The 11,166-nt window shown below is 61.2% G+C and carries 10 protein-coding genes; 9 read left to right on the top strand and 1 reads right to left on the bottom strand.

Annotated features, from left to right (window positions below; translation table 11 throughout):
• The first annotated feature begins 163 nt into the window (after positions 1 to 163).
• Positions 164 to 1,750 (top strand): C40 family peptidase, encoded by a 1,587-nt coding sequence (locus DD236_RS07750; protein ID WP_109093816.1) that lies wholly within the window; start codon positions 164 to 166, stop codon positions 1,748 to 1,750.
• A 220-nt stretch (positions 1,751 to 1,970) separates the two neighbouring features.
• Here the strand turns inward: DD236_RS07750 and DD236_RS07745 are convergent, their stop codons facing one another.
• Positions 1,971 to 2,468: an inorganic diphosphatase gene (locus DD236_RS07745; RefSeq protein WP_109094084.1), complete on the bottom strand. Its 498-nt coding sequence runs from the start codon at positions 2,466 to 2,468 to the stop codon at positions 1,971 to 1,973.
• Positions 2,469 to 2,545: 77 nt separating this feature from the next.
• On the opposite strand from DD236_RS07745, the gene DD236_RS07740 reads away from it, so the two are divergent.
• The 8 genes from DD236_RS07740 to folK all read left to right on the top strand — a co-directional run bounded on the left by DD236_RS07740 (position 2,546) and on the right by folK (position 11,137).
• Positions 2,546 to 3,907: a D-alanyl-D-alanine carboxypeptidase/D-alanyl-D-alanine-endopeptidase gene (locus DD236_RS07740; RefSeq protein WP_165819861.1), complete on the top strand. Its 1,362-nt coding sequence runs from the start codon at positions 2,546 to 2,548 to the stop codon at positions 3,905 to 3,907.
• Positions 3,908 to 3,946: 39 nt separating this feature from the next.
• Entirely contained in the window at positions 3,947 to 4,978 is a 1,032-nt protein-coding gene (locus tag DD236_RS07735) for a zinc-dependent metalloprotease (protein ID WP_109093814.1), read from the top strand.
• Positions 4,975 to 6,138, top strand: coding sequence for a tRNA lysidine(34) synthetase TilS (tilS, locus tag DD236_RS07730; protein WP_109093813.1), 1,164 nt, complete (start codon positions 4,975 to 4,977; stop codon positions 6,136 to 6,138). The genes DD236_RS07735 and tilS overlap by 4 nt, the downstream gene beginning before the upstream one ends.
• Entirely contained in the window at positions 6,065 to 6,619 is a 555-nt protein-coding gene (gene hpt / locus DD236_RS07725; RefSeq protein ID WP_109093812.1) for a hypoxanthine phosphoribosyltransferase, read from the top strand. Before tilS ends, hpt begins: the two co-directional genes overlap by 74 nt.
• An 81-nt stretch (positions 6,620 to 6,700) precedes the next feature.
• Positions 6,701 to 8,770 (top strand): ATP-dependent zinc metalloprotease FtsH, encoded by a 2,070-nt coding sequence (gene ftsH / locus DD236_RS07720; protein ID WP_109094083.1) that lies wholly within the window; start codon positions 6,701 to 6,703, stop codon positions 8,768 to 8,770.
• Positions 8,767 to 9,342 (top strand): GTP cyclohydrolase I FolE, encoded by a 576-nt coding sequence (gene folE, locus DD236_RS07715; protein ID WP_109093811.1) that lies wholly within the window; start codon positions 8,767 to 8,769, stop codon positions 9,340 to 9,342. The genes ftsH and folE overlap by 4 nt, the downstream gene beginning before the upstream one ends.
• An 8-nt stretch (positions 9,343 to 9,350) precedes the next feature.
• Entirely contained in the window at positions 9,351 to 10,283 is a 933-nt protein-coding gene (gene folP / locus DD236_RS07710) for a dihydropteroate synthase (protein WP_243410098.1), read from the top strand.
• Complete coding sequence (folK, locus tag DD236_RS07705) at positions 10,283 to 11,137, top strand: 2-amino-4-hydroxy-6-hydroxymethyldihydropteridine diphosphokinase (RefSeq protein ID WP_109093810.1); 855 nt, start codon at positions 10,283 to 10,285, stop codon at positions 11,135 to 11,137. The genes folP and folK overlap by 1 nt, the downstream gene beginning before the upstream one ends.
• The last annotated feature ends 29 nt before the right edge of the window (positions 11,138 to 11,166 follow it).

Here is an 11,166-nt window from a genome sequence, read left to right as displayed (position 1 = left end):
GAGGACGCCACAATTGGCGGGGTTTATGGCGGTATTTCGGCGATTTATGCGAACATGGCTGTGGTGGGTGAAACGGATGTTACAAAAGATAACTGTGTGAATACTGTTGTAAGTGTTTCAATTTTGACAGAAATGTTATAGATTCAGGGTCGTATGGAATTTAGTGCGCACATTGACGGAGATAATTGTGGGTAAATCTAGGATTCGCGGCTCGTTGTCTTTGACGGCCGCTATCGCGGTAGTTGCGGGCAGCATTGCCGCGCCCGTTGCCGCCGACGATTCGGATAGTAAGGCACTCGAGGATTCGAAGGCCGCTGAGCAGGAAACCACCGAAAGCCTGAGCAGCATTGAAGTTGAACTCGCCCAGCTCGCCGCGGAAAACAATGAACTTGGAAACAAGGCTGCGGACGCGAAGGCTGCTCAGCTTGAGGCCGAAGCGAAGCTTCAAGATGCGCTCGATGAGGCCGTCTACGCCAACAAGGCTGCTGATGATGCAGCTGCCAAGGTGGAAGATGCCAAGCAGGATCTGGGGCAGGTTTCCGCCGCGATGTATCGCGATGGTGCGGGGATGCTTCCGGGTGCCGAGTACCTCTTAGGTGGTAGTTCCTTCGAAGAAGCCACTCAGTACTCCCGCGCTTACGATCTTGTGGGTCAGGATGCTGATAAGCGCGTTCAGGAGTTTGAGGCGCTTCAGGACGTAGCCAACTCCATGCGAGATGAGGCCACTGCCAAGACGGAGAAGTATCAGAAGGCTGCGGACAAGGCCAAGAAGGCTGCCGATGACGCCGCCGCAGAGGAAAAGGAATCTACCCAGCGCCTCGACGAGATCAGTACTCAGCGTGAGGAACTGGTAACTCAGCTTGCAGCTCAGAAGGGCACCACCGCCAAGATTGAGCGTGACCTTCAGGATAAGAAGGAAGCCAAGGCCAAGGAGGAGGCTAAGGTAGCCCAGCAGGAGAAGATTGAAGCCGCTGAGGCTCTCTTCACCGAGAACGCTGATCAGGCGCCAGTGGCCGATAATTCGGCTGAGGACGATGCGGCGAGCGGCGAGGAAGCTACCGATGATGCTGCAGCTGGCGACGAGGCTGCAGCCGGCGAGGATACGTCTGAATCAGATGCGGCCGAACCCGCTGAAACCAGCGAGCCGACTTCCGAACCTACCCAGCCAGAGGCCACCACCGCGCCCAAGCCAACGGCTACATCCACGCCCGCGCCGACGCAGACCAAGACGCCTGCGCCCAAGCCCACGACGACAACGCCTGCGCCTAAGCCAACCAAGACTCAGACGCCTGCGCCTAAGCCGACCAAGACTCAGACGCCTGCGCCTAAGCCAACCAAGACTCAGACGCCTGCGCCTAAGCCAACACAGACGACTCCGTCGAAGCCGAAGCCCAGCACGGGTTCTGCTGCCGCGATTGTCAGTAAGGCGAAGTCCTTTATTGGCATTCCGTACGTCTGGGGCGGTAAGTCGACCTCCGGTTGGGATTGCATCGGATTCGTGCAATACGTGTACAGCCTTCAGGGTGTGACGATTAATGGTTATAACCGCACCAGCTTCACGCCGTCGGTAGGGTACACGGTGCCTTACTCCCAGGCGAAGCCCGGTGACATTCTGTTCTGGCCGGGCCACGTGGCGATCAGCCTCGGTGGTGGGCAGAACATTGGTGCTTGGAACCCGGGGATGGGTACCCGGATCGGGCCGGACAGCTGGATTGGAACCCCTTCCAAGGTGGTCCGAGTATTCGGCTAATCCTTCCCGGTCAGGGCCGCTCGGCCCCGGTCTGGATCCGCTCAGCCTAGGTCAGGATCCGCTCAGTATTCACGTTGTGGTTCGATGCGAGGGACATAACCCTCGTACTCAGCAACAGGGTGAATCCTGAACAAAAAGGTATATGAAAACGGTGGTGTGACCTCAAAGTCACACCACCGTTTTCTCTGTGCTTGAGGCGCTCAAGCTTCTGTGTGCTTACTCAGTGATCGTAGTAGCCCTCTTCTTTGGCGCGATCATAGGAACGCTGGATCTCTTCCTCGGCGTCTGCGCGGCCAACCCAATGGGCACCTTCAACCGACTTACCCGGCTCCAAGTCCTTATACACCTCGAAGAAGTGCTGGATCTCGAGGCGATGGAATTCGGAGACATCCTCGATCTCGGTACGCCAAGAGGCGCGCTGATCCCCGGAAGGCACGCACAGCACCTTGTCATCGCCGCCATGCTCATCGCGCATGCGGAACATGCCGAGCGCACGGCAGCGAATCACGCAGCCGGGGAAGGTGGGCTCTTCGAGGAGAACGAGGGCGTCAAGGGGATCACCGTCTTCTCCGAGGGTGTCATCGATGAACCCGTAATCGTCAGGGTAGCGAGTGGAGGTGAAGAGCATGCGATCAAGGCGGATGCGCCCGCTCTCATGATCAAGCTCGTACTTGTTCCGGTTACCCTTAGGGATCTCGATAGTGACATCGAATTCCATCATCGGCATTCTCCTTCGTGCTGATGGCTTCGGTCAGGCGTGAGCCTGACCGGTTAGCTTTATGCGACACTAGCAGTGTGAATCGTAAAACTCAGGTTGCAGTAATCGCCGTGCTGGCGCTCGGCGGCTCCTACGTTCTAGCGGATGCCTTCGATCTTACCCCGGGACTCATAACAACGCGGCCGGTTGCCGATTCTGCTCAAGAATACCCGAGTATTGAACCGATTGGGGCCTCTGACCCTACCTCCCCTGTGTTTGATGAAGAGGTTGCCGTTCCATCTACGCAGGCCGTATCGGCAGCCATCACAGGCTTCGTGGACGATTCTAGGCTCAAGGGCGATCCATCTGTGCGCGTGACGGATACACTGACGGGAGAAGAACTGGGCGCTCTCAATGAAACTGAGGCGCGACTGCCGGCCTCCAACCAGAAGCTTCTTACGAGCGTTGTAGCACTCGAGGAGCTGGGGCCGGATACGACGATGAAAACAACCGCTTCGTTTGCCGATGGCACGCTCTACCTTGTGGGAGGCGGGGACGTCATGTTGGCGGCAGGTGAAGGAGACCCCGCCGCGGTGAACGGACACGCTGGCCTCGGGGATCTGGCCGATCAGGTTGCCGAACAGCTAACCGAGCAAGGCGAAACCAGCATCAAGCTATCCGTTGATTCTTCCCTCTTCTCAGGTACGGACTATCACCCCGACGTTGAAGGTTCAGATACGGCCTACGTCATGCCAATGAGTCCGATTGCCGTGGACTTCGGGCGCAACGATTCGGGGCAATACTCCAGCGATCCGGGAGGCGATGCCGTCAGTGTATTCGCCGATGCCCTTTCCGAGAGGGGAATTAAGGCGGACGTGATTGATCCAGCCACAGCCCCGGACAACGCCACCACAATTGGCACAGTAGAGAGCGCGAGTGTGCGGGTGTGGGTAGATCTTATGCTCACTGACTCCAACAATTCCTTGGCCGAGGTGCTGGGCCACCTCGTGGGAGTTAGCCAGGGTGAGGAGGGAACGTTCGAGGGTGCAGCACAGGCAACCACGGACATCCTCACCTCGCTGGACTACCCAATGGAGGGAGTGAAGGTGGCGGACAACTCCGGTCTCTCCGTCTCGAATCGGGTCACCACGGAACTGCAAACCACGATCCTCACGAACGTCTACACATGCGAGGGCTGCAACCTTGAGGCCCTGGCGTCGGGCCTGCCAGTTGCGGGCCTAAACGGAACGCTGGGCGACCGCCTCACCGGCGATCTAGGCGGCCGAATTCGTGGCAAGACGGGCACGCTGATTACTGCAGCTTCCTTGTCCGGTTACCTGTATACGGATTCGGGACGTCTTCTCACGTTCTCGGTGCTGGTGGACAACATTGAGGAAGGCAACGCCCCCGGAACTCGCCAAGTGATCGACGATTTCCTTGGTACCCTCGCGGCCCTTTAGGGATTCGCCGCTTTACTACCGGCCGCGTACGGTAGTCATATGATGAATCTCGATTCACGACTTGTTGGACGCATTTCCGGGGGCTTGGCGGGCCGCCAACCCCCGGCGACAACTGACGAGGCGCTGCAGGCTGCCAAACGTCTCCGAGAAAGTGCCGAGCGCGCCCCAAGTATCGTGGCCGAGGTCAGCGGGCTAGATCAGGCGAGCTTCACCTCCCAGATTCCGGTGCGCGTGGTGGACCGAACACGGTGGGCAGAGGCCGCGGCCCAGTCATTCAACGCGATTGCCCGGGCCGCCCAGCCGGCCACAGCGGCTAATCTGTCCGAACCATTCCAATCCACTGGCCTGCCAATGCCCACCCAGCCCGGCACGAGCTTCTCCGAAGCCGCCACAACTCTGCGCGAGCGCGCCCAGTCCGGCATCGAATCGGCCTCGGATCTGGCCACCTCGGCGGGTATGGGAGCTGGGCTGGCGGTCATGGCTTCCTCGGTGCTGGGCCAATACGATCCCTTCACGGGAACGGATGGGCGCCTCCTCCTTGTAGCCCCCAATATCGTGGCGTTCGGCCGCTCCTACGATCTGGATCAAAGTGATCTAGCTCTATGGGTGTCCGTTCACGAGCTCACCCACGCAGCCCAGTTCGCTCAGGCCCCGTGGATTCGCGATTATGTGATCTCCCGGGTGCGCCCGGTCATGAATGGCACGGCATCCGACGACTTTTCGCTTTCCGAGGGTCCTGGCGGGGAGCTCACGGCCATCATGAGCCTGCTTGAAGGCCATGCCGAATACATGATGAACAATGTCTCCCGCCGAATGATCCCCAGCCTGACCAAGCTCAAGCGCGCGATGACCGAGCGCCGCGCCTCCTCGAATCCGCTCAAGACCTTCGTCTATAAGCTCACCGGTATGGACCTGAAGATGTCCCAATATTCCTCGGGGAAATCCTTTGTTCACGGAGTGATTGATGAGGCGGGTATCGAGGGACTGAACCGCCTGTGGGACGATCCGCTGAACGCGCCATCTCCAGCTGAGCTCGCGTCTCCGCTCACTTGGGTGCATCGCGTGCTATGAGCGGTCCCCATCCGGCGAACGCCGCCGCGCGGCGGGCCCTCCGAGACGCTCTAAATCAAGCCCAGATCGGCTCCGGCACCCGCCTTCTCGTCGCGGTTTCTGGTGGGTCCGATTCGATGGCTCTGGCGGCTGCGGCCCTGTTTGTTGCCCGCCACGAGGGCCTCATCATCGATACCCTCACCGTGGATCACGGCCTGCGCCCAGAATCCGCGGGAGAAGCCCGGGACGTCACTGCCCGCCTTCAAGCCCTCGGCGCGCGGCAAACCCTCATCGCCCGAGTTGATGCCGCCCCCGCCGGGGCCAGCGCTGGTCCCGAAGGGATGGCCCGCACGGCCCGATACGGGGCCATCGCCCGCGCAGCCACTGACTTCGGTACCGAATCACCCAGCGAAACCCCAGCGGCCGCCGTTTTGCTCGGCCATACGGCGGACGATCAGGCCGAAACCGTCCTACTCGGGCTGGCTCGCGGCTCTGGCGCTCGCTCCCTGCGCGGCATGCTCCCCGTTGGCCCGCTCCCCGAATACCCGGACATTCTGGCACTTCGCCCGCTTCTCGGCCTGCGCCGGCAGGATCTGCGCGCCGGACTCCGAGACGCCGGCATCGAATGGGTGGACGACCCCACTAACGATCCCACCTCCTCCTGGCGCGCCAAAGATGGCAGCCTGCTCCGCCGTACCGCCCTCCGCTCGCATGCACTAAGGGTGCTTGAGGAGGATTTGGGGTCCGTTATCGTCCCAAATCTCGCACGTACTGCAAAACTTCTTCAGGCCGACGACGAAGCCCTCACCTCCTGGGCCACCCACGAACGTGAGCGGCTGGGTAGTGAACCCGAGATTAAGCCGTTGCGCGAGTTGCCGCGGGCCGTGCGTACGCGGGTGTTGCGTGAGCTGGCGTTAGAGGCGGGGGCGCGTGGCGGCGAACTTGTGGGATGGCACATCGATCATTTAGACGAACTGGTGACCGGGCCCGGTGGTGGGCGCGGAATCGACCTACCGGGGATTCGAGCAGTCCAACGGGGAGGGCGGATCACCTTCGAGGGGCTAGGCTTAGACAAGCGCCATAAGCATGACCATGGAAAGGACCGTGATGGACGCGAAGGACATGGGCAACGATCTCGAGAAGATCTTGCTGACGGAGGAACAGCTCCAGAACAAGCTTGACGAGATGGCCCGTGACATCGATGAGGTGTATGGCAGCGAGGACATCTTGGTGATAGGCGTGCTGCGTGGTGCCGTCATGGTGGTGGCGGATCTGGTACGCAAGATTCACGCGCCTGTCACGATGGACTGGATGGCCGTCTCCTCCTATGGCAGTGGCACCAAGTCCTCCGGTGTGGTTCGGATCTTGAAGGATTTGGATACGGACGTGATGGAGCGCGATGTCCTCATTATTGAGGACATCATTGATTCCGGTCTCACTCTTTCGTGGCTCAAATCCAACCTCGAATCGCGTGGCGCTAGGTCCGTACGGATCGCCACGATGCTACGCAAGCCCGAGGCCGCCAAGGTGGAGATCGATGTGGATTTCCTCGGCTTTGATATTCCCAATGAATTCGTGGTGGGCTACGGGCTGGACTATGCCGAGGATTACCGCCATCTTCCCTTCATTGGGACGCTGGCGCCGCACGTATACGGGGGATAGGGAACGTACATGATCGAGACTCCACCGCCTGAGGTGGCTCAGGAGGGGCCGCAGGAGGAGCTGCCCGAGGCCGCACGGGACATGCCCGTGCCCCCTGAGGAACCGCAGGACGGGAACCCGAAGAAGCGACGGCTGCTGTGGATCATCGCGGGCGTTGTGGGTGCCGTAGCGGTTGCGATCGCGCTGGGCGTGTGGGCGTTCTTGAGCTCTGAGCGTTTCAGTTCGGTGACAACTTCGGAAGGCATCGAGCTCCTCGAAGGCGATACCGTTGAGCGAGCTGAACTGACAGAGGGCAGCCAGCGTGTGCGGTTATGGCTCACAGAGCCCACCGAGACGATGGATAAGGACGGCAAAATCAGTGAGGCAGGAGATCTCGTAGAGTTCTCCTACGTGCGGGCTCAGGCCGAACAGGTGGCCGAGCTGGTGGAGAAGGCCGAACCCAAACTGGGCTACGATTCGCAGGTTCCCCAGACTTCGGTGTGGGGATCCATGCTCACCATGCTGATACCGATGATTGTGATATTCGGGGTGTTTCTCTATTTCTTCCCGAAGATTCAATCCGGGGCAGGGGGGTTCGGGAAGCTACGTGATCGCTCGAAGTTCGAGGGGGATCGGCCCGGCGTCACCTTTGCTGACGTTGCCGGGGAGAACGAAGCTGTGGCGGAGTTGGCGGAGATCACCGAGTTTTTGACGGCGCCCGAACGGTTCCACGCGATGGGCGCGAAGATTCCCCGTGGTGTGCTGCTGTACGGGCCGCCCGGAACCGGCAAGACGCTGCTGGCTCGGGCCGTGGCAGGTGAGGCCGGAGTGCCCTTCTACTCCATCTCCGCCTCAGAATTCGTGGAGATGTACGTGGGCGTAGGTGCCTCGCGCGTTCGCAAACTCTTCGAGCAAGCCAAGGCGCACGCCCCAGCCATCGTTTTCGTTGATGAGATCGATGCCGTGGGCCGTGGGCGTGGTATCGGAACCGGGGGAGGCAGCGACGAACGCGAACAGACCCTCAACCAGCTCCTTGTGGAGTTAGACGGATTCGATGAGCGATCGAACGTCATCTTGATCGCCGCCACCAATCGGCCCGACGTCCTAGATACCGCGTTGCTGCGGCCCGGCCGATTTGACCGGCAGATCGCGGTGGATGCGCCGGATCTGCACGGACGGGAGGGGATTCTAGCCGTGCACGCCGTGGGGAAGCCGATGGACCAGACCGTGGATCTGGCTGGGATCGCACGGCGGACGCCCGGGTTTACCGGGGCGGACTTGGCGAATGTGTTGAACGAGGCGGCTTTACTGGCGGCTCGCGAAGGCGCTGGGAAGATCGCCGAGGCGCAGCTTGACGAGGCGATTGACCGGGTTATAGCCGGGCCGCAGCGCGAATCGCGTGCCATGAACGCCGAGGACAAGCGGATGACGGCCTACCACGAGGGTGGGCACGCCTTGGTTGCCGCTGCATTACGGCACACCGACCCTGTCACTAAGGTGACGATCCTTCCGCGCGGCAGCGCACTTGGCTACACCATGGTGATGCCCACCGAAGATCGTTACTCCGTGTCCCGCAACCAGCTCCTTGACCAGATGGCCTACGCCATGGGTGGCCGGGTTGCTGAGGAACTCGTGTTCCGTGACCCATCTACCGGCGCCTCCAACGATATCCAGAAGGCCACGGGAATTGCCCGCAAGATGGTGACCGAGTACGGCATGACGTCCGTGGTTGGGGCCGTACGGCTCGCGCCTGCGGAGGGTGAGGGTTTTGGGGGCAACGGCGGCGTGTCCGGGCCCGGTGGCGCAGCTAGCGGCGGTGCGGGGCGCCATTCGGATGCGCTTGTGGCAACAGTGGACGAGCAGGTGCGCGATCTGATTGACACGGCACACGCCGAAGCGTGGAGGATTCTAGAGGAGAACCGTGACGTTCTGGATTCTCTGGCGGAGCGGCTTCTGGATAAGGAAACTATTCAGGAAGCTGAGCTTACGGAGATCTTCGTACCGGTGCGGAAGGCTCCCGAGCGCGAACTCTGGCTCTCTGATCCCGGGCGCGGGAGTGCACAGCGGCCCCCCGTTCCGATTCCCGAGCAGGACCTGAAGTATTCGGAGGCCGAGGGTATGGGCCATGGCGGCCTCCGGGATCACAACAACGAATCGGAAGGGCAGCGATGAGAAGCGAGCGTACCTATGATGAGGCCGCGGTTGAGAAGGCGATTCGCGATCTGCTGTTTGCCGTGGGTGAGGATCCCGACCGTGACGGCTTGAGAGATACACCCGGGCGGATGGCGCGGGCGTACAAGGAGATGTTCTCCGGACTGTACACTAATCCGGCGGAGGTGCTCAGCGCTAAGTTTGATATCGGCCATGAGGAGATGGTCCTGGTCAAGGATATCCCGATGTATTCGACGTGTGAGCATCACCTACTGCCGTTCCATGGGGTGGCCCATGTGGCCTATATTCCGGGAAAAGATGGGAAGGTGACCGGGCTGTCAAAGATTGCTCGGCTCGTGGACGGATACGCCCGGCGCCCTCAGGTCCAAGAAAGGCTCACCTCCGAGGTGGCGGATGCCCTCGTGGAATCGCTCGAAGTATCTGGCGTGATCGTGGTGATTGAGGCGGAGCATCTGTGCATGTCCATGCGTGGGGTGCGCAAGCCAGGTTCCCGTACCATTACCTCCGCCGTTCGTGGCATTATGAGGAATCAAGCAACACGCTCGGAGGCGATGAGCCTCATCAACTCCTAGGAGAACAGATGATCACCCGAACGGCTCTGCGCCATCCCGATCGTACGTTCGTCATGGGGATCCTCAATGTCACGCCGGATTCCTTCTCCGATGGCGGGCAATGGATGGATCTTAATTCTGCGATCGCCCGTGGATATCGGCTGGTGGATCAAGGAGCGGACATCATTGATGTGGGTGGCGAATCCACCCGGCCAGGCGCCCAGGCGTTGAGCTCGGGCGAGGAGTGGGACCGGATCGGGGCCGTGGTGAAGGCACTGGCACAGGCGGGCATTGCCGTGTCCATTGATACCTATCACGCCGCTACGGCGCGGCTTGCCGTGGAGGCCGGCGCCGTGATCATCAACGATGTGACGGGAGGCGCCGGGGATCCGTCCATGTTTTCCACCGTTGCTGGGCTGGGGTGTATGTACGTTCTGCAACACACCCGCGGCACCCCGGAAACCATGAATTCTCTGGCCAGCTACGAATCCGTTCCCGGTGAGGTGGCCGCAGAACTGGAGGAGTCCGTACGCCGGGCCGTGGGCAGCGGGATTGATCGCAGCAACATCATCGTGGATCCCGGCTTCGGATTCGCCAAGAATGCGGATCACAATTGGGATCTTGCCGCACACTTCGAGGCCGTTGAGGCGCTAGGGCAACCCGTGCTGATCGGCGTCTCGCGCAAACGGTTCTTGGAAGAGGTTGCCCCCGATAGCGTTCCGAGCTCGCGGGACAACGCCACAGCCACCCTCACCGGATACTTTGCCTCGCGCGGGGTATGGGGCGTTCGGGTTCACGAGGTGGCCGCTTCGAAGGCCGCGATTCTGACAGCCGAGCGTTTGCGGGAATCAGGGGCGTTCACGGGCCAAGGTGCCTTCAGAGGCAGGGCCACCCCCGGAAATCGTGAGGCAAGCGGCGGCGATCGTGAGGCAAGCGGCGGGTCTGAAGGATCTGACGCATAATGACCGATCGCGTCTGCATCACCGGCGTTCAGGCTCAGGGCGTCCACGGCGTCCTGCCCGAAGAGCGCACGTACAGCCAACCCTTCATCGTGGACATCTCAGCAGAGGTAGAAACTCCTGAGGCCGCCCGCACCGATTCGGTGGGGTACACGGTCTCCTACGCGGATCTTGCGGCCGACGCGGTGGAGGTAGTAACTGGCGAATCTGTGAACCTCATCGAGACTCTCGCTGATCGCATCGCCGCCAAGGCTCTGGCACGTGGGGCGCTTTCCGCAACCGTGACGGTACACAAGCCTGAGGCTCCCGTTGGCACCGCCTTTCAGGACGCCAGCGTGCAGATCACGCGGCACTCTCCCGTGACGGATGCAGAAGCAGGGATTCGCCACGCCGTGCTTAGCCTCGGGGCAAACTTGGGCAATACCCGCGAGGCGCTGGGTAGGGCTGTGAAAGCGATCGGGGAGCTGGACGTCCACGTGGATGCCGTCTCCGATTACTTTTCCACTGCGCCCCTTCTGGCGCCGGGCCAGGAGCCCCAGCCCGATTACCTGAACGCCGTGCTCACGCTGGATACGGCTCTGGCGCCGTATGAGCTACTGGCCCAGCTGCAACGCATCGAGGTACGGGGCGGGCGGGTGCGCCACGAGCGTTGGGGCGCCCGGCTGATCGATATCGATATCGTTGACTTTGACGGGATCGCTTGGGCCAACGAGCGCCTAATGCTTCCCCATCCACGCGCAGCAGATCGCCTCTTTGTTTTGGAACCGTGGCTCTCCATCGAGCCTGAGGCCACGTTGGGTGGCCACCGAATCGCGGATATCGTCGGCTCCCTCCGCTCTGAGCTCCACGAGGGTTGAACGTGGCATCGGATGGAGCGGGACACTCC

The sequence above is a fragment of the Ancrocorticia populi genome, assembly GCF_003123745.1.
Taxonomy (GTDB): domain Bacteria; phylum Actinomycetota; class Actinomycetes; order Actinomycetales; family Actinomycetaceae; genus Ancrocorticia; species Ancrocorticia populi.
This window is presented reverse-complemented; position numbering and strand designations above follow the sequence as displayed.

What these genes read in the sequence shown, in the direction of transcription:
- DD236_RS07735 (WP_109093814.1), top strand. Translation starts at nt 3,947, where the DNA reads ATGATGAATCTCGATTCACGACTTGTTGGACGCATTTCCGGGGGCTTG.
- DD236_RS07745 (WP_109094084.1), bottom strand. Translation starts at nt 2,468, where the DNA reads ATGGAATTCGATGTCACTATCGAGATCCCTAAGGGTAACCGGAACAAG.
- folE (WP_109093811.1), top strand. Translation starts at nt 8,767, where the DNA reads ATGAGAAGCGAGCGTACCTATGATGAGGCCGCGGTTGAGAAGGCGATT.
- tilS (WP_109093813.1), top strand. Translation starts at nt 4,975, where the DNA reads ATGAGCGGTCCCCATCCGGCGAACGCCGCCGCGCGGCGGGCCCTCCGA.
- ftsH (WP_109094083.1), top strand. Translation starts at nt 6,701, where the DNA reads ATGCCCGTGCCCCCTGAGGAACCGCAGGACGGGAACCCGAAGAAGCGA.
- hpt (WP_109093812.1), top strand. Translation starts at nt 6,065, where the DNA reads ATGGACGCGAAGGACATGGGCAACGATCTCGAGAAGATCTTGCTGACG.
- folK (WP_109093810.1), top strand. Translation starts at nt 10,283, where the DNA reads ATGACCGATCGCGTCTGCATCACCGGCGTTCAGGCTCAGGGCGTCCAC.
- folP (WP_243410098.1), top strand. Translation starts at nt 9,351, where the DNA reads ATGATCACCCGAACGGCTCTGCGCCATCCCGATCGTACGTTCGTCATG.